14 protein-coding genes are annotated in these 17,881 nt (G+C 60.9%); 1 reads left to right on the top strand and 13 read right to left on the bottom strand.

The features are described 5' to 3' along the window. Nucleotides 1–23: 23 nt before the first annotated feature. The 10 genes from HHL14_RS16510 to HHL14_RS16465 form a co-directional block, all read right to left on the bottom strand. On the bottom strand, nt 24–1,124 hold the full coding sequence (locus HHL14_RS16510; protein WP_169498687.1) for a glycoside hydrolase family 99-like domain-containing protein: 1,101 nt from the start codon (nt 1,122–1,124) through the stop codon (nt 24–26). Beyond that, nucleotides 1,121–2,101 (bottom strand): glycosyltransferase family 2 protein, encoded by a 981-nt coding sequence (locus HHL14_RS16505; protein ID WP_230413085.1) that lies wholly within the window; start codon nt 2,099–2,101, stop codon nt 1,121–1,123. Before HHL14_RS16505 ends, HHL14_RS16510 begins: the two co-directional genes overlap by 4 nt. Nucleotides 2,102–2,132: 31 nt before the next feature. Beyond that, a complete protein-coding gene (locus HHL14_RS16500) occupies nt 2,133–3,311 on the bottom strand; it encodes a hypothetical protein (protein ID WP_169498685.1) in 1,179 nt (392 codons plus the stop codon). Between the two features lie 103 nt (nt 3,312–3,414). Then, on the bottom strand, nt 3,415–4,497 hold the full coding sequence (locus tag HHL14_RS16495) for a glycosyltransferase family 4 protein (protein ID WP_169498684.1): 1,083 nt from the start codon (nt 4,495–4,497) through the stop codon (nt 3,415–3,417). Further along, entirely contained in the window at nt 4,494–5,771 is a 1,278-nt protein-coding gene (locus HHL14_RS16490) for a polysaccharide pyruvyl transferase family protein (RefSeq protein WP_230413075.1), read from the bottom strand. Before HHL14_RS16490 ends, HHL14_RS16495 begins: the two co-directional genes overlap by 4 nt. A 51-nt stretch (nt 5,772–5,822) precedes the next feature. Continuing rightward, nucleotides 5,823–6,983 (bottom strand): DUF1972 domain-containing protein, encoded by a 1,161-nt coding sequence (locus HHL14_RS16485; RefSeq protein ID WP_169498682.1) that lies wholly within the window; start codon nt 6,981–6,983, stop codon nt 5,823–5,825. A gap of 20 nt (nt 6,984–7,003) precedes the next feature. Beyond that, on the bottom strand, nt 7,004–8,056 hold the full coding sequence (locus HHL14_RS16480; protein WP_456238714.1) for a polysaccharide biosynthesis/export family protein: 1,053 nt from the start codon (nt 8,054–8,056) through the stop codon (nt 7,004–7,006). A gap of 367 nt (nt 8,057–8,423) precedes the next feature. Then, a complete protein-coding gene (locus HHL14_RS16475; RefSeq protein WP_169498680.1) occupies nt 8,424–9,155 on the bottom strand; it encodes a carboxypeptidase regulatory-like domain-containing protein in 732 nt (243 codons plus the stop codon). A gap of 19 nt (nt 9,156–9,174) precedes the next feature. Then, nucleotides 9,175–11,550 (bottom strand): YjbH domain-containing protein, encoded by a 2,376-nt coding sequence (locus tag HHL14_RS16470; protein ID WP_169498679.1) that lies wholly within the window; start codon nt 11,548–11,550, stop codon nt 9,175–9,177. Nucleotides 11,551–11,574: 24 nt separating this feature from the next. Further along, nucleotides 11,575–12,954 (bottom strand): undecaprenyl-phosphate glucose phosphotransferase, encoded by a 1,380-nt coding sequence (locus HHL14_RS16465; RefSeq protein ID WP_329601678.1) that lies wholly within the window; start codon nt 12,952–12,954, stop codon nt 11,575–11,577. Between HHL14_RS16465 and HHL14_RS33250 the strand changes: the two genes are divergently transcribed. Then, nucleotides 12,853–13,059 (top strand): hypothetical protein, encoded by a 207-nt coding sequence (locus HHL14_RS33250; protein WP_230413092.1) that lies wholly within the window; start codon nt 12,853–12,855, stop codon nt 13,057–13,059. The genes HHL14_RS16465 and HHL14_RS33250 overlap by 102 nt on opposite strands. A gap of 734 nt (nt 13,060–13,793) precedes the next feature. Here HHL14_RS33250 and HHL14_RS16460 read toward each other — a convergent pair. The 3 genes from HHL14_RS16460 to HHL14_RS16450 form a co-directional block, all read right to left on the bottom strand. Then, nucleotides 13,794–15,062 (bottom strand): isoprenylcysteine carboxylmethyltransferase family protein, encoded by a 1,269-nt coding sequence (locus HHL14_RS16460; protein ID WP_169498677.1) that lies wholly within the window; start codon nt 15,060–15,062, stop codon nt 13,794–13,796. Between the two features lie 85 nt (nt 15,063–15,147). Then, entirely contained in the window at nt 15,148–16,740 is a 1,593-nt protein-coding gene (locus HHL14_RS16455; RefSeq protein ID WP_169498676.1) for a collagen-like triple helix repeat-containing protein, read from the bottom strand. A gap of 283 nt (nt 16,741–17,023) precedes the next feature. Beyond that, complete coding sequence (locus HHL14_RS16450; RefSeq protein WP_169498675.1) at nt 17,024–17,866, bottom strand: DNA-binding transcriptional regulator; 843 nt, start codon at nt 17,864–17,866, stop codon at nt 17,024–17,026. Nucleotides 17,867–17,881: the final 15 nt, after the last annotated feature.

Genomic DNA, 17,881 nt, shown 5'->3' with positions numbered 1-17,881 from the left:
AGCCAGCACGTGAAGCGAACCGTTCATTTTTTGAAAACGTCTCTGACAGCATCGATATAGGCTTCGCCAGATTTTTTGGTGGGCTCGATATACGAACCCTCGCCGTATTCGTTCCAGCAGCAGATGATTACCGTGGAAGCGGTCTTTCGGCCATTGGCATCTAAAGTCTGCTTTGCCTCCAGTAGATGCTGGCGGAAGGATGCCGGCGTACTGACCGACGCATCATGCGCGGGATCGTCGGAGCCTCCCCACGCGCGCTTGTCCCAGCCGGACGTGACCGGCAGCCAGTAGGGGATCGGCGAGTGCGCGAGGATCCACTCCCAGCTTTCCCGATACCCTGCTGTCAACTCCGCATAGCTATGTGATTCCCTTTGCTTTCCGTCGGTCGAGGTCGGAGCATTCTGGTAGTTGTACGCGGTTAGCGCGCGATAGCCCGCGTCGGGCAGGAATGTGTCGGCGCGGTCGGCCACCGCTTGCGTCGCGGCGACGAATTCGATTCCCGGTAGTCCTGCGGTAATGGCGATCTCGTTTGCTTCGCGCAGTAGATCGCTGCTGCTTTTACCGAATGCTTTTGCTGCCGTATCGAGTTGGATCGGCGCGAAAATAACGACGACGGGTCGACCTTCAACCCTGTAATACGCGGTGTCGGTGAAGTAGTGCTTGACCCAGTACTGGACGATATCGACGAATTCCTGCTCGCTGGAGGGCGCGCCGGAATGATTGGCCCATAGCAGTGCATACCTTACGCCTCGCTTGTTGGGTAGCTTCCGGAAGCTCTCGACCGCGTGATCGAGTTCGACACCGAGCTTCGGCAACCAGTACCAGTCGTACACGACGAGATTGATTCCCGCGCTCGCCATCTTCGTGTTTTGCCAGTCGGTTACGGTCGGATCGCCGTCGACATACCAGCCTATTGCGGGCTCTCGCTCGGGAAAGTTCTTGATCTTCGTCCACGGATCGTTGTGAAACAGCGGAGGCGCGATTCGCCAACCGGGGAAGTAATAGACACCGACCGTGTATTTCGCGGCTGGCCCAACGCCTTCGGCCTGGCATTCGACGTTAAAGATAGCGAGTAGCGCGACCAGTACCGCAAGCAGCCAACGCATCGAGAATCTGGTGTTCATGCGTTATCTTCCGTAGACACGGGCGAAGGGAGCAGGGGCGCATTCCAGGCGGCCGGATGCACGCATACGGAAAGCAGCAGGGCCGCGTTTCGAAGCCAGCCATTCATTGCGATGCCCGCGCTGAAAGTGCGAACGAGTGGAAGGCAAGATCGCGCGGAGCCGAGCGCGGTCACCTTGTCGATTGCCGCGAGGTTCGTTTGGGTCAGCGAGTTGCCATAGGCACGCCGGAACGACGAAGACTGAGCCGCAACCTTGCAGATATAGACGGACGCCCTTTTCCATGGCTTCGAATTCCACAGCATCGTGATGTAGCGGGAAAGATTCGAACCGGGGGCGCCAAGGGAGTTGCCGCCATGTTGTCGATACAGGATGGACGGTGTCGACGAGTATTCGATCGTGCCGAACGCGGAGGCTAGTAGCGCGAACCACCAGTCGTGCATCAGCATTTCGTGCCGGTTGTGGGTTTGTGCTTGCCGAAGCAGGGCCAGCAACGCCGAGTTGCCCGCCATCGTGCAGCCGACGACGATATTCTGCAGAAGCAGGCCTTTGAATGATTTCGCTCGCAGCGGATCGAACTTCTGAAACGCCATGAACGACTTCGCGATCGTCCCGAGGTCGCCGTCGGTAACGATCAGGTCGGTGAAGAATAGTCGCGGCGTGGCCGTATCGTCGCCGATACGGGCGACAGCTTCGCCGACTTTATGAGGTAACCAGACGTCGTCCTGATCGCAGCACATGAAAATCGGGCTCTCGACTTGCGCAAGCAGATGCATGAACGAACGCGCCGGTCCCATGTTACCGTGGCTGTCCTGCATGAGTCTGATACGTGCATCCCGCTTCTGGTATTCGGCGATGATGGCCAGCGTGGCGTCGGACGAGCCGTCGTCACGGATCGACAGGCACCAGTTCGAGTAGTGCTGTGCAATGAGCGAGTTGAGCTGCTGGCGAATGAACTTCTCGCCGTTATAGGTCGACATCACGATGGATACCCGTGGCGTGTGTGTCATATCAGAGTCCGAGTGCCTGCAGTCTTCTTGATTCACGGATATAACTCCAACCCAGCGCCCATAGGACGGTTGCCGGCAAGCCAATGCTGAGCAGATCCCAGACGGTCGCGGAACAACCCACTATCGCGACAATGACGACGCTGATAGACAAAGACAGATAGAGCCTCGTATCGAATTCGCTGGTCCGCAAACGGCGATATGCCGAGAGGAAGACGAGCGCGAAGTTCGACATGAAGAGCGAATAGAGAACGAGGAAGAGCACGCCGCCGTAAAGAACGAGCGACAGATACAGGTTGTCGATCAGAGGGGGCGGCGACTTGACGAACGGGAATGCGCTTTGCAGAAGTGCGTTTCCTGTCAGGATCGTTTCGGGCGACCCGTCGAGAAGATCCCGGTAATAGCTCCAGGAGCCGTAACGGCTTTCCAGCGTTTGCAGGTTGAGGAGCGATTTCGAATTGACGAGGCCCGACACGGCCTTTTCGGCATCGGCAGCCTCGAACAGAATGCCGCCGAACAGGCCCAGCATCACGATGATGGCGACGATACCGACCATGCCGAAGCGGCGTATGCAGTACGAACCGATAATGAACGAAAGCGCGACCATGTAGACGAGATACGCGGTCCGGGTGTACGTGAAGTACACGAGAATGGATATGACAATTAGCGTCGCCACGAAGCGGAACTTCGAGATTTTCTTTTCCGCCATCAGAATCCAGCTGAACAGCGCGGAAATGGTCAGAAAGAAGCCGTGATCGAGGCCGCTGGCGAAGAGGCCGACGAGCCGGATGTCGCTGAACTGGGCAACGGAGTTCAGTCGCTGATTTTCGATAAAGATGTAACCGGATGGATCGATAAACGTCAGATACACGATCTGCAGGAGCGACACGACAATGTCGGCCGCGAGCACGACATGAACCGTTGTATGGAGCAGGGCGATCAGACGCGGCTTGTCGATTCGCTGAGTCACGACAATCCACATGCACGGAAACAGCATGACGTATGGGGTGATCGCGACATAGAGTGCGCCGGGGCCATCGTAGTTGCTGCTATTCACCGCTACTGTCGCCGCGGCAAGTGCCGACACGAACAGCAGTGCAACGATGAGCCCGACCACCGAGTTGTTGAGGCGCAACGACAGGCGGCCGGTCTGCAGCGCGCGGCGTACGTCCAGCAGCAGCAAGAGAAAAATGGAGAGAATCAGCAGCGTCGTGGCACTCAGCTGAATCTGCATGTAGCCGAATGCGTCGACGGTAGCGACGATAAAGGGCGCGACATAAAGAAGCCTATGCATTTTTATGGGCCCGGCAAAAAAGCGCGTTGAGTTCGGAAGCGGATTTCTCCCACGAGTATTTCGTCAGGTGCCGGGCACCAGAGAGTGCGAGCGAGTTTCTGACGTCGTTGTCGCGAACCAGCCGTTCGATGTTTGCCGCTAATGCCCGTACATCCGAAGCCGGTGACACGAGTGCGGTGCTGTTGTGCACCGCGAATTCCATGTGCCCGCCTGCGTCGGTCGCCGCGAGCGCGCAACCGCACTGCATCGCTTCACAGGGCACCAGTCCCCATCCCTCGGTGACGCTTGGCGCGACGACGAACGACGCGTCGTTGTACATATCGCGCAGTTGCGTCACGGACGGCGATTTCTGGTAATCGATCCAGCGGGGCAACCCGGCCGGACGGTCATAGACGCCGAACATCGTCAGTTTGAGTTCGGGCATCTTTTCCCTGACGACTTCGCAGGCGCGAATACCGATCTCCGTGCCCTTTTCCGGAAGCGGGTGATAGAGCATGATCCCTTGCGCGCTGTCGCGCAGAATCGGATCGCGGGTGATGAAGAATTCCCGTTGATCGAGGCCGTTCGGGATGTAGGTTGCGTGACTACCCTTTTCGGTTGCTACCTCGCATAGCCATCGAGAAATGGCGATCTTCTCCAGTGGCATCCGGTAGGTCGCGTCAAGCCGTTCCAGGCCGATCGGATCCCAGCTTTCGTAGTGCTGCAACAAGTAGAACTTTCGGCCTTTTTCGGGACCGTAGGAATTCACCCACTCGGCGGTTGGAGCTCCGGTTGCGACGACGATGTCGGCATCCGGCACGAACCGGGAAGAAAGGTTGGGCGTCCAGAGCAGCTCAACCGACGTGTCGACCGGAAACCAACGCTTCGGTTCATAAGTCTTGTCGGTTGCGCGTTGGACGTAACGGATGCTGCGTTTGATCCGGTCGACGACCGGTTCATCCCGCCTGACCCATGCGGGATGGACGACGGTGACGGTGTGACCGATCGCGGACAGACGGTTCGCATATTCGTAGACGACCTTGAAGCCGCCAACCGGCTTGTGGCCAGACCCCGTGAGCACGAAACTTATTTTCATGCGGCCTCCGCGTATTTTTGCCGATGCGCTGACATGCGGTTGAAACCTGTCTTCAGCGCGAATGCGGAAACCAGTAGGCAGGACGTGAGTCTTTTGATGATATGAAGCGATCTGGACCGCGGCATGTCGGTGGTATCCGACGCTGACAGAGTCTTGTCCAACGAGCGGGATGCCTCGACGCCGAGCGCACGCGCGCGCGCGGAGTCCGGTACCGAACCGGACGCGGATTCGATGATCTGGGCAACCTGGCCGGTCTCACCGTTCAGCAAGTCATTAACCGAAATCGTGTGCATCGATGGAAAGCGTTCGCGCAAATCGCCCACCTTGCTCGCGTACGGAATGGCGACGACCGGTATGGCCCATGCAAGCGCCGGAATTACCGCATGCAAGCGCATCGCGATGACCACTTGCGCGCGCTGGTAGATCTCATTCAATTGCTCGATTGAATGCGGGCGAATCGACACGACTTCGACAGAGATGTCCGCGCAAATCACGCTGCGTAGCCTGTTCAGAATCGTGAGGTCGGACTCGGTTGGGGAGTAGCCGTCGGCCAGCGTCGAGTCGTCCACCATCGGCACGAGCACGACACGCGTCGTATGCGCGAGCACATGCTGCGATATGGCTTGTGCGAGGGTTTCGCACAACGCCGCATCGTCGAGTCGTTCGACGTTCATATGATGCAGATAGGCAGGATTCGTGACACTTCTCAGGTTGACGACGATCGAATCGCGCTCTTCACTGCCGGCTACACGCGCGTTCACGCCGTTTGCGGCCGCGAATACGAGATCGGGACCTACGCAAACGGATGCCGACGAAAACCGGCGCAGAACTTCTCCACTACGTTCGTCGCGAGCGAGTGCGTGTGTGACGCAGCTCAACGCCACCTTGTAAATAAGCCGCCAAACGGCTTTTTGGGGCGCGACGACACCGACGCCGACCAGGGAGACTTCCTTGCCAAGCACGAGCGCGATCAGAAGGGGGAGCATCGATAGAAACTCGGGACGAACGACGTCGCCACCGCCAATCAGAATTCGGTCCGCACGCCATATTTCCGCGCATACGCGCCAGAACGCTTTCCACGACACCAGAGCCGGAAACAGTGGATGCCACGACGCATTGTCGATGGTCCGCACGACTGCGGGGACCGGTTTTTCGCTGAGCACGCTGATCTCGAGATCTTTCCATATGCCGACGAGGTGATTCACGATGACTTCACACAGGAAATCGTCACCCGAGTTGACTCCAGCCCAGTTGATCAGTAGATGACGTTTCATGAGAGTGCGATGATTTCCAGGTAACGTGCCGCAGCAAATCCGCGTGACCGCTTAAGGGTTTCGCACCGGACTGCCGTTCGCATCGCCGCGAGCGATAGCGAAATCGACGACGAATTTTTCGCTCAGAATCTGCTCGTAGCTGTGCAGGATGTGATCCCATTCGAAGCCGCTTTCGAAGCGAATGACCGCTTCCTCCCGCATGGACTGGATTTCATGCGTGTCTTCGAGCAGGGCGCCGATGCGTTCGTCACACTCGTCGACCGAATTGAAGAAACGCGCGGCATCGCCGGCAACCCACCGGTTGAATGCGTTGCCGTGTGCGAGTACCGCGTTACCCGCTCCCAGCGCTTCCACGAGAGACGGATTGGTTCCGCCAACCTGATGCCCGTGCACGTAGAAGCGCGCGTAAAAACGCAGCGCTTCCAGCGTGGGTTGTTCGTAGATGGCTCCGGGGAACACGACTTCTTCGCTGGCGGCCGCGAGTACTTCGGTGTGGAATTTGTTGGTAGGCAGATAGTTGCCGAGCACTACCAGCCGCGCATTACGCTTTCTGGCCGAAAACGCCTTCACGATTTCAAGGATCGAGTTTTCCGGTTCCGGACGTGCGATCACGATCGCGTAGCGGTCTTTTTCGAGGCCATATTGCTGCAGCCTCGACTCGTCCGCGCTCAGCACGCGATTCGCGCCGTACGGAATCGTGACGATTTTCTCAGGCGAAACCCGCGTAGCCAGATGCTTCGCGATTTCCGGATGATCGGCGATCAGGCGGTTGCCGACGAGGCAGCCGATCCGCTCATTGAGCCACAGCCACGCGCGTTCGTGCGAACGCCATTTGTTGCGCTTCCACTCCAGCCCATCCATATTGATGACGTTGTGAATGCCTCTGAGCCGCAGCCATGCGGAGAACACGGCGGTGTTATAGCCGAGAGTCAAGACGACCTGCGGCTTGATTCGAGCGACCTGGGTGACACACTTCCAGTCGAACTCGACGGTGCCGAGCGCACCATTGCGTGCAACTGGCAGGATGATCCGATTGACGCCGCGCCAGACGTCCTCGATCGGTCGGTCGATAGATGCATCGCCCTGGCAATACACGGTCACGCGCCAGCCTCGGCCAACCAGATACAACGCCAGTCGTTCGGCGAAGGTCTCGAAGCCGCCGTGATTAGCCGGAATACCTCTGATCCCCAATATCGCGATTTCTTTAGTCATTTGCCAACCCCGGTGTATTTTTATTTGGTGACGATCGCGGCGGTCAGTCCGGCATTGATAGCGGGCATTAGCAGACTCAACACGCGGCTGAAACGAACCAGGCCATTCCCGTCGATATAGACGATGTCTTCCGGTTGCAGGTCGAATTGATTGGCCAGAATCATCGATACCGGAGATTTCGCGTCCAGATGGAAGACCTGCGGATTCGCATTCAACGAGCCGCGAATCACATATAACTGCGCCGCATCCGCGCTGGCATTGTTCAGACTGCCAGCCTGTGCGATGGCATCGCTGAGGCTGAGCCGGCCGTTTTTCATCGGCACCGCGATAGCGGGACGATTGACTTCGCCCATCACGTAGACGCCGCTGTCGTCGCGAGCAAGGACTCGCAGAACGTCGCCGTTCTTGAGGACGATCTTCGACGGGTTCTGACCGCTCGCGATCATCTTCTGGAGATCGATCGGATAAGACACGCCGCCACGCACGAGCGTCAGTCGGCTTTGATCGGCAGTCGTGCTGAATCCGCCTGCCCGATTGATCGCTTCATAGAGCGTCATCGGAATGTCGTTGATCTGCTGTGCGCCCGGCGTATGAACTTCGCCGTCGATGTAAATCTGCTGGGACCGGAATGAAGCGATGCGCACGGTCACCTGCGGACCATTGAAAACATGATCCAGTTTCTGCGTGATCTGTTGTTGAACCTGGTCGGTGCGAAGCCCTTCGACGTGAAGATTTCCCACGTACGGAAAAGTCAGGTTGCCTTGCTGGTCGACCACGAAGCCGGCGACCGGATCCGATGCGCGAGCTACGGATTGCGGCTGGGTGCCGAGCGCTGCAGCCAGTTCGGGATGGTCCCAAACCGTTATCTGCAAGACGTCGCCGATACCGATGGTGTAGGGTGCGGGCCGCCACGCGAGCCCCAGGGCTTCGTTCTCGTTCGCTTTTGCGGCCGTATCCCGCATCTGCCTGATCAACGCGACATTGATGTCGGTAATGGGGATCGGCGAATTTTCCTGCTCGGTGGTCGCCGCGCCGCTGGTTGTGGAGGATTGCGCGCCGGTGTTCGTGCTCATTCGCATACCGGGAGCAACCGCGCAACCTGCCAGGGTCACGCAAGCGAGCGTGGCTAGCAGAAGCACAAATCTATGTCCCCGGATGATGAATCTTTCGTTGCGGCTGGCTTCCATTTTTTTTTACCTTTTTAGTACTTCAGAGTGGCTCTATCCAGGTTGACCTTTTCCTGGCGTGACACGGATCGCTGTCGCGTTGAGCGGTTATCGGATGCGTCGATAACGCGCTCATCCCCGGCGGCTTGACGATCCGGTTTCATGCAAGCGGCCAGCGAACACAGACCTGTAAAGCGACGCTGGCCGCTCGGAATCGCTCAAGCGTTGTGAGCAATTCGTTGGCGGGTGTATCTGGGCGACGGCGTAATGGGCGTTATTTGGTTGTCGTTCCCGTCCCCCCCGTCCCCCCCGTCGCCACACTCCCCGCACTGCCACTCGAAATCGGCGCCGCCTGACCTGCCGCCACGGCCGCCGCCACCAGCGACGCCGCCGGCTGCCCGTCGCTCGTGATCGCGCCCGCGGCTTGCAGCGTGTCGAGATCCGCGTCGGCGCCCGCCGTGCCCGGCGTGAACGACACCGTCAGGAACGACGACGAAGACAGCGTGATGCCGTACGTGTCCTTGATGAGCTTCACGACCGCCGCTTCAGCGTTGGCGATCACGGTGCTGTTCGACAGCGCGCTCTGGTACGAAGCGTTCGACGAAATACCCGCGAGCAGCGCGCTTTCTGTCGTGCCGAGTTGGCCGGCCAGATAGCTCAGCAGCAGCTCGGTGAGCGGCGTCACGTTGTAGGTGCCCGAACCGGCCGCGAACGAATGGATCGTCGTCGAGCCGCCGCTTGCCGTGATCGCGCACGGCGCGTCGAAATTGAAAGTGGCCTTATACGCGCCGTTCGAATCGGTGGTGGCGCTGCCCGAACCGTTCTTGCACGTCAACGTGACGTTCGCGTTCGCGAGCGCGGCGCCGACCGCGGCCGTGCCGCTGATCGTCGCGCCGGGCGCGGTGCCGCTGTCGTTCGAGCCGCCGCAGGCCACCACCGCACTGGCCGCCAGCACCATCGATCCATACTGCAGGGCGCGCAGCGCGGCGCCGTTCAGAAGCTTCATCGTGTATCTCCAAAGAAAGTCATTCACACATGACGGGCACGAGCGCCTGTCCATCGCTTACACCTGGCAGAACCTGTTTTCCGCAGTCGCGGCGCGAAAGCTTGATCCCCGTCGAGGCAGCACGGGCACCCGTTTGCGGCGCGGTTTTGTTTTCGTCGCGAGAAGCCGGGCCGTAACGCAGGTAGGCGTCACGCATCCGGTAGAGCTGGGTGGAGAAGTACTCGCCGCTAAAGCGCCCCTGATTCAGCAGGTACTGCTGCGTGCTGTAGGGGAAGCTCATGTTCTCCGCGGCGCCGGGCGACAGGTAATTGGTCGAGCCCACGCGCGTGCGGAAGTCGAGCCCGAAGTCTTCCGAGCCATAGACCTGGGTAATGCCCGGCTGCATGCCCTGACGCGGCGTGAGCGGGAAGCTGACGGCCGCGCCCACGAACGTGCCCTGGCCGCTGTGCTCGCCATGCACGCTGACGGAGACGTCGTCGAACCAGCGCGTGAGCGTGGCGACCGGACCTTTGTCTCCACCGACGAAGCGCGCGACGCCCGCTTCGATCCACAACTTCCACGCGGGCTGTACCCAGCGATACGTCAATTCCGCGTTCTTTACGCTCGGCAGATCGTCGTGGCCGGGACCGTGATGCAGGTAAGCGAGTCGCAGGCGGATCAGATCGGGACGGCCGGGCACGAATACGGTGGTTTCGTTTTGTGCGCCGACGTACGAGTAATCGAACTTGCCGACCGATACGACGTTAAAGACCTGTGGCACGATCCAGAAGCTTTGCGCGAGCGCGACCGCATTCAGACCACCGCGCAGACGGTAGTCGCTGAACACGTGGCCGTCGTCCATGTTCTTCGTGTTGTAGAGCGGGGCGATATAGCTCGCGTACAGTTCCGCGCCGCGCCACAGCGGCACGAAGCCCTGAATGTTCGCGCCGAGCGAGATGTCGAAGACGCCGTACTCGGTGCCGTACAGATAGCTGACGACCGGTTCGATCTGAATACGCGTCAAGCCATGCTTGTGTTCGTCGCCGTGCCATGCGATCGAATCGGCGTCGTAGGTCGGGCGCGAGCGCATCGTCAGCGACGCACTCGCGGCAGTCGGCGCTCCGCCGGCCATGAACTGCGCGAATGCGTCGCGATCGACGCTTACTTCGCCAATCGGCTCGTTCGCCTTCTTGATGACCACATGAATCTTCTCGGTGCCGTGCGGTGCATTGACACTCGCGACGCCGAGCACGATACCGAGTGCGTCCGCTTCGTTCTGGTTGTAGCGGTGGTTTTCGTATTCGACGATCAGGTCGTGACCGCTGACACCGACGCGCACGCGTTCGAGACCGGCGGTAAACAGTTGCGTGGCGATGGCATCGAGCGACGATGTGTCGAGCGCTTCCGTCAATGCGGGCGCATCCGCTGATTTCGGCGGGGTCGCGTCGCTCAGCATCACCGAGGCATACGATTGCAATGGCGGGACGTAGGCGATCGGCCCGCTGGCGAGTGCACTGCTGCTCGCGGTTGCTGCGCGCACGTCGACGGGCGGCAGGTTCGTGAGTTGCAGCGGATCGTCGTTGTCGGCGGTGGTGTTTTGCGCGGTGGCGACTTGCGGGCCTTCGCACAGGCCGTTTTCGCAACGCGTGCTGCTGAAGCGCTTGCCGAGCGGAATCTGGATACCGACCGAAAACGACGTGCGCGGCGACACGCCATTGGTCGAGCGTAGCGAGCGCGTGAGAGTGCCGATCACGTTCGCGTCGGCGAGCCAGCTGACGCGCGGCGACTGATAGCGGATACCCGCATAGGGGGTCTTCGAATCGTCTTCGGCGAGCAGCGACAGACCGGTATGCCACAACGAAAGCTGAGCGCCGCCGAATATGCCGTCGAGGCGATCGCCCTGACCGTAACCGGCGGTCAGCGTCAACGGTCCGAATGCCTGCGAGACGACGCCGTATTTCGAGCGGAAGAAATGCGTCTGTCCGCCGATGTCGCCGATGCCGAAGGCGATCGTCGGCTGGTATTTGAAGAACTTGGGCACCTCGACCTTCAGATTCCCCATCAGGTGACGGAAGAGAAAGCGCTCTTCGTTCGAATACGGTACGTGGACATTGGCGGGATAGTTCGCGAGGCCCGCGGACAACTCGACATAGGGCAACAGTCCCACCGCACCCCAGTAGATTTGCGAACCGGTTGCCTGCTTCCCGTAACGGGGATCGATGTAATTGTTGTACTGCGCTTCGGCCATCCCCTCGGGCAGCGCAAACGCGTACGGAATCACGAGGCCGCCCGACTGACCGAGCGCGCCGAGCGCCGGTTCGGCGGCGTGGCTCGACGTCGAGAATGCGATCGCTGCCGCGAGCGCCAGCGTTTTAGGTGCCGAATGGAATGTCGGTCCGCGTAGTTTCATGGCCATGTGTTGTTGTTGTGAGTGGCGGTGTCAATACGCGTTGCTATGAACGAAGCCTTTTCGGATCGTCGCTGCGACGATCCGCATGTCGAGTCCGAACGACCAGTTCCGCAGGTAGTACAGGTCGTGCTCGACACGTCCTTGCATCTTTTCGATTCGATCCGTTTCGCCTCTGAAGCCGTTGATCTGCGCCCAGCCTGTGATGCCCGGCTTGATCCGGTAGCGGTGGATATAGCCGTTTACGACTTTCTGATAGAGCTCGTCGTGTTCGATCGCGTGCGGTCGCGGGCCGACGACGGACATGTCGCCGCGCAGTACATTGAAGAATTGCGGCAGTTCGTCGAGACTCGTACGCCGCAGGAACGCACCCACTCGCGTGATGCGCGGATCGCCTTTGGTGGCCTGTCTGACGACGCCGTCTTTCACCGCGTGAGGGCGCATCGAACGGAACTTGTAGATCCTGAAGATGCGTCCGTCAGCGCCTTTGCGCTTCTGCGTGAAGAACACCGGGCCGCGCGACGACAGCTTCACGGCAATCGCAATGGCGGCGAGCAGCGGGGCGAGTGCCAATAGCGCGCACGCGGCGAATGCGCGATCGAAGATCTCTTTCTTCACCATCGCGCGCGCCGATACCGGCGACGCGACGAGATTGATAGCGGGCATCCCGATCAGGTCGATCACGTGGCTATCGAACAGCGCGACGCTGCGCATGTCGGGCACGAAGCGCACGTTGACGAGATCGTCGCGGAATTCGTCGACGAAGCGCGAAATCGTGCGTTCTTCGGAGAGCGGCAACGCCAGCCACACTTCCTGCACATCGTGGGCGCGCACATACGACGCAAACTTCTCGACGTCGTTATAGACCGGTACACCGGAACCGGTGGTGCCGAGTACCGGCTTCGCGTCGAATGCGGCGACCGCGCGAAAGCCGCTGCCGGCCGAGCCTTCGATCTTGCGCACCACGTGCTGGCAATGCGCGCCGCAACCGACGATCGCGACGCGGCGCAAATTCATGCCGGCATAACGCAGTCGCGCGAGTGCCTTGTGCACGACGACGCGAACCGCGATCAGCGCGCCGCCGGTGATGCCGGTCCAATACGCGAACCAGAGCCGCGAAATGAAATCGGAACGGTGCAGCGAGAACATCAGCACGAGGCCGCAGCCCTGCACGACCAGCCACGCGAGCGACACCTGACCGATCATGCGCAGCATCGCACGACCGCGCCACGAACCATAGATGCCGAACATCGGAAACAGCACGAGCGTAAAAGCGGCGGCAAACGCGACGAATGCCATATCGATCCGACTTTGCGCCAGATCTTCGAAGCGCACATGCGATGCGGCCAACGACCCCAGAACGACAAGCGCCACATCGAGAAGACGCGCAATCAGACTGTGCAAGCCCGGTATTGCTTTTCTGTGCTGAGCGAAATTCGCCGTGTCCATTCCTGTTTCCCCGCGCTGATCTTCGATGTCAAACGTTTTGTCGATCGGCTGCGCGTGTATCCGCGCTAACCGATCCGGTCTCTCTTGCTGATCTGTTCTGCTGTGCCGCAAGCGGCATTTGCAGAAGACAACACTGCCCCCGCACGCTTGAAGCGCGCATTTCTTGAAACTCGAACTGGATTTCGCCCGCCCAGCCGGAAGCACTGACCGAACGAGCCTGAACAACGATGGGGGTGGTCCTGCGAATTACGGTCGTCCGTGTCGCACGCACGACCGCGCCGCGTTGCAGCGGCGGAGCCTTGTCGCTAACCCGCCGATGTCGCGCGTTGAGAAGACCAGCCCGATGACCCCCGATCAAACCGGTCGTTGACGCGAAGTACCTTTTTGCCGACTGCTTTGTTGTCCGTGTTTTGTGCTGCGCGACATAAAGAGCATGAAGTGTGCCAATTGACTAATCGCACTCACGCATCGACTGCCTGGGATAGGGAAAAATCCTTTAGCGACTGGGCTTTGTGGGTATTCATCAGGCGTTGGCGCAAGCGCGGGAAACATCCGGGAACATGTCGAAAGACGCGCTCGTTACGTTACGTCGCCCGTAACGGCGTGTGCGGTAGGGAACAGACAGGCGTGACATGCGACATTGGCGGCGGAAAAAGAAAAACGGGCGGAGAGCCCGTTTTAATCGTGCGTTGGAAACGACGAGAGAAAGGTAGAGAGGGGATGCCGCGAAAGACGATCTATAAAGACAAGTCGCGGGCTAATCGCCGGTTGATTGCGCGTTACTCGACGGGCCAATCGATGGACTAATCGAACAATCGCGCCACCCTCGCCACCACCCCGTTCCTCGAAATCCACTCCGCGTAAGCCCGATACTCCGGATCGTTCATCAAATGCCGTTCTTCGGTCTTCGCGCGCAGGAAATAAAGCAGATTGACGAATACCAGTCCCGCGCAATGCATGATCGCGACTTTCCAGCCAAGTGGTTCAACGAACGGCACCGAGATCATCCAGTACGCCAGATTCTTCGTCACATACGCGGGATGCTTGGTGAACCGGTACGGCCCCGACGTAATGATTCCGCGGTTGGTCAGATTCGAAAACCGCAGTCCGAATGAGATCGTCGCGCTCGCATAGCACAGCAGCAACGCGACGATCACGCAGCCCCATACGAAACGTAGCGCCGGCACTGAGATTAGCCAGTTGTCCCAGTACATCGAACCTTCATAGTGAATGTACTGACTCGAGATCAGCGACCAGAACGGCTGATAGCAGGCAATCGCGACGAGCCAGCCGAGCGTGGTCGGCTCCGCGCTGCGCACGTGGCTGTCGAGCAGACGGAACGTACACAGATAGCCGACCGTGCCGAACATCAGATCCATTGCGAACGACAGGTCGTACATGAAGCGGAACGTCGCGAGCGAAAACGGCGCGTTCAGCGCGCTCGTCAACGATGCATTCAGATGCTCCGCGTTGGTCGACAGATAGACGGTCATCAGCGGCAGGAAGAACGCTTTGACCATCCAGCCCGCCAGCGTTTCGCGCAACGGCCGCCAGTTGGCGGGACGCTCGCCGCGCAATAGCAGGCGCGCCAGTACCAGATAGGAATCGTCGACGTCGCGCTGATGCCGGTCCATCCACGCGAAATAGAACGGCGCCGCGACGATCACATACGGCGCGATCGTGCGCAATAGTGTCCAGTACGGCTCGTAGAACGCGCCGTGATATTCGGGCAGCAGCCAGTAGAGCAGGCCGATGCCGGCATAGATCGACGCGAGCGCGACAAGTCGCAGCGCGACACGCGCGAGGCTCAGCGGCCGCACCGCGCGGCCCGCGAGGCCCGCGCTCGGGCGCAGATAGACGCGCGCGACGAACAGATCGTAGACGGCGATCGTCGCGATGATCGCGAGACAGGCGAGCGTGCTGCGCGTCGCGCCGTCGATCGTCGTGCTGTCGCGTACCAGCCAGAGCGTCAACAGGCCGGCCGCGATGCCGGCGAGGCCGATCGAAAACGGCGCCGCCGAACGCGGTCGCGAGTCCTGAACCGGCGCGGCGGTTTGAATCGTGGAGTTCATGTCATCCTCGTAGTCATGACATTGATAGCGGCCGGGCTGTTGATTTTTTTAGGCCCGGCCGTCGTGCCGAATGGCGCGTTTGCGCCTATTTGCCGGTCGTCGTGACGCCGCCGAGCAGACCGCCGACCAGGTTCGTCACCGGAGCGAGCAGGCCCTTGTTGCCCGCCGTGCCACTGCCCGAGCCGCTCGACGAGCTGCCGGTGAGGCCGCCAGGCAGACCGGTCAGCGGGTTGGACGCTGTGTTGCTGGTGCCGCTTGAGTTGCCGCTTTGCGACGTGCCGGTGGGGGCACCCGCGCTGACGGTTCCGGTCACGCTGACCGTCAGCGAGCCGACGAGCGTCGTCACCGACGAGAGCGGATTGGTGCCGCCCGCAGTGCCGCCGAGCGAGCCGACCTTGGTGAGCAGGCCGGTGACTGGCTGGAGCAGGCCGCCGAGTCCGCCCACGCCGCCCGAACTACCCGAGCCGCTGGAGCTGGCGAGGCCGCCGAGCGAACCGAGATTGCCGAGCAGACCCGTCAGCGGCGACAGGATCGACGAGCCGCCGCTGCCCGTGCCGCCGGAACCGCTCGAGCCACCCGAACCGGTCGCGCCGCCGAGTCCGCCCAACAGGCCGGTGAGCGGCGCGAGCGGATTGGTGGTCGAGCCGGTCAGCAGGCCGCCGGTGCCGGTGACGGTCTTGCCCAGTTCGCTGACGATGCCGCCGCCGTCCTTGCCGACCTGATCGTTGATCGAGTTCGACACCTTCACGCCGGCCACGTTGACGCCCTTGCCGATCGTGCTGAGCAGCTTGTCGAGCGGCGCGCCGAGGCCGGTCGCGTTGCCGATCGTCTGGGTGGTGTCGGAGACCGCGGTCGTAATCGGATTGATGACCGTGCTGAGCTGCGTTTCGACTTGCTGGACCGGCGCGCTCGACAGCACCTTGTTCAGGCCGGAGCCGACCGCGGTGACGCCGCTGCCCAGGCCGTCGACGACAGCGCCGACGGTCGCCGTGACCGGCGCGAGCGGCTTCAGGGGGCCGGTGCCGAGGCTCGTCACGACACCGCCGACCGACTTGACCGCGGCGCCTGCCTCGGAGACGACACTCGAGGTCGAGGTGAGCGTCGGGCCGAGCGGATTCTTCGAGCTGCCGAGCGTGCCGAGGCCGGCCGCGGCGCCTTCGCCGAGCGTCTTCACGCCGTCGCCGAGATCGGTGATGGCCGCGCCGAGATTGCCGGTGGTGCGGCCATTGACGCCCGGGACCGAGGTGCCGGACACCTTGCTGCCGGTGTCGGCGACAGTCGTGCCGACCGCGGTGATGAGGTTGCTCGCCTGCGTGACGACGTTGCCGATCGCGGTTGAGGAGGTGCCTGAGGTGCCTGAGGTGCCTGAGGTGCCCGAAGTGCCCGAAGTGCCCGAAGTGCCCGAAGTGCCCGAAGTGCCCGAAGTGCCCGAAGTGCCCGAAGTGCCCGAAGTGCCCGAAGTGCCCGAAGTGCCCGAAGTGCCCGAAGTGCCCGAAGTACCCGAAGTACCCGAAGTACCCGAAGTACCCGAAGTCCCCGAAGTCCCCGACGATCCGACCGTCCCCGACAGCGCGCTTCCGCCAGTGTTCGGTGTGGTTAGCGTCGATCCGCAGCCATAGAGGGCGAGAAGCGTAGACGTCGCAACAGCGATGGCTGTCCGACCGGCGAATTTGTGCATGATGTCCTCGTTGAACGACTATTGGTGGAGGCCAGCAATGCAAGTTGTGCGCCAAAAGTAATTTATGTTTCGAGTTAAGGTTTGGTAAGAATATTCGTCGAATAAATTAATCGAATAAGCAATCTATTTCATCAAAACGCGCGTTTGGCCGACTGTGCCCCAGTCGTGTACCGGCGGCGTGCTACGTAACGTCCGGGCCGCGCGTAACGGGCTTTAAGCCAAATCGCATAAAACGGAAATCCGCTCGTCAACGTCACCTAGCCAAACGCTTCCCACCCGCCGCTCACGAACGACGTTCCCGCGCCGCGCGCTTCGCCCTGGCCGCGCCTCGATCGGTGGCGGTTTCGGCGGCGAGTTCCTCGACCATCTCGCGCGCGGCTATCTGCAGTTCGGGCACGTAGCGCCGCTTCGCTTCCGCGAGCGACACCGCGCGCGACAGAAACACCACGTTCAGGCTAGCCAGTACGCGTTCTTCGAACACGATCGCGACCGCCACCGCGCCGATCTTTCCCTGGTCCTGCCAGTCGCCGTGATTCGAGCCGAAGCCGTCCGCGCGCACGCGCCGCACGAGGCTGCGGATCAACGCATCGTTGGAGGCGAGCGCCTTCTGTTCCTCGCCGCCCGAGCCCGCGCGCAGCAGGTCGAGAATGTCCTCGCGCTCCTCGTCGGGGCACATCGCGAAGTACGCGCGGCCCGCCGCGGTCAGCAGGATCGGCAGGCGGCGCCCGACCATCGCGCGATGGAACGACAGCGGACTGAACCGGTGCGTAGTCTCGCGAATGATCATCGAGTCGCCGTCGGGCGTGGTCAGATCCGACGGCCACGCGACGCGTTGCAGCAGGCGCCCCATCACCGGCGGCGCGATCGTCGCGATTCGTTCGTCATCCGTAAAACCTTCGCTCAGCGCGCGCACCTTCAGCGTGAGCCGGAAGCTGTCGTCCGACGCGCTGCGCCGCACGAAGCCTTCCTCCATCAGCGTTTCCAGCAACCGTCGCGCGGTGGTGCGATGCAGCCCGGTCAGCTCGCTGATCTGCTGGCTCGTCGCCCGTCCGCTGTCCATCGAATTGAGCGCCTGCAACACCAGCAGCCCGCGCGACAAACCTCGCACATTTGTGTATTTGGTCACATAAAACCTCAATAA

Origin of the sequence: Paraburkholderia antibiotica (assembly GCF_012927125.1) — a bacterium.
Classification (GTDB): Bacteria; Pseudomonadota; Gammaproteobacteria; order Burkholderiales; family Burkholderiaceae; genus Paraburkholderia; species Paraburkholderia antibiotica.
This window is presented reverse-complemented; position numbering and strand designations above follow the sequence as displayed.

Excerpts from the sequence above, each read along its gene's own strand:
- HHL14_RS16490 (WP_230413075.1), bottom strand. The coding sequence starts at position 5,771 with ATGAAACGTCATCTACTGATCAACTGGGCTGGAGTCAACTCGGGTGAC.
- HHL14_RS16510 (WP_169498687.1), bottom strand. The coding sequence starts at position 1,124 with ATGAACACCAGATTCTCGATGCGTTGGCTGCTTGCGGTACTGGTCGCG.
- HHL14_RS16470 (WP_169498679.1), bottom strand. The coding sequence starts at position 11,550 with ATGGCCATGAAACTACGCGGACCGACATTCCATTCGGCACCTAAAACG.
- HHL14_RS16475 (WP_169498680.1), bottom strand. The coding sequence starts at position 9,155 with ATGAAGCTTCTGAACGGCGCCGCGCTGCGCGCCCTGCAGTATGGATCG.
- HHL14_RS16505 (WP_230413085.1), bottom strand. The coding sequence starts at position 2,101 with ATGTCGACCTATAACGGCGAGAAGTTCATTCGCCAGCAGCTCAACTCG.
- HHL14_RS16460 (WP_169498677.1), bottom strand. The coding sequence starts at position 15,062 with ATGAACTCCACGATTCAAACCGCCGCGCCGGTTCAGGACTCGCGACCG.
- HHL14_RS16480 (WP_456238714.1), bottom strand. The coding sequence starts at position 8,056 with ATGAGCACGAACACCGGCGCGCAATCCTCCACAACCAGCGGCGCGGCG.
- HHL14_RS16455 (WP_169498676.1), bottom strand. The coding sequence starts at position 16,740 with ATGCACAAATTCGCCGGTCGGACAGCCATCGCTGTTGCGACGTCTACG.
- HHL14_RS16485 (WP_169498682.1), bottom strand. The coding sequence starts at position 6,983 with ATGACTAAAGAAATCGCGATATTGGGGATCAGAGGTATTCCGGCTAAT.
- HHL14_RS16495 (WP_169498684.1), bottom strand. The coding sequence starts at position 4,497 with ATGAAAATAAGTTTCGTGCTCACGGGGTCTGGCCACAAGCCGGTTGGC.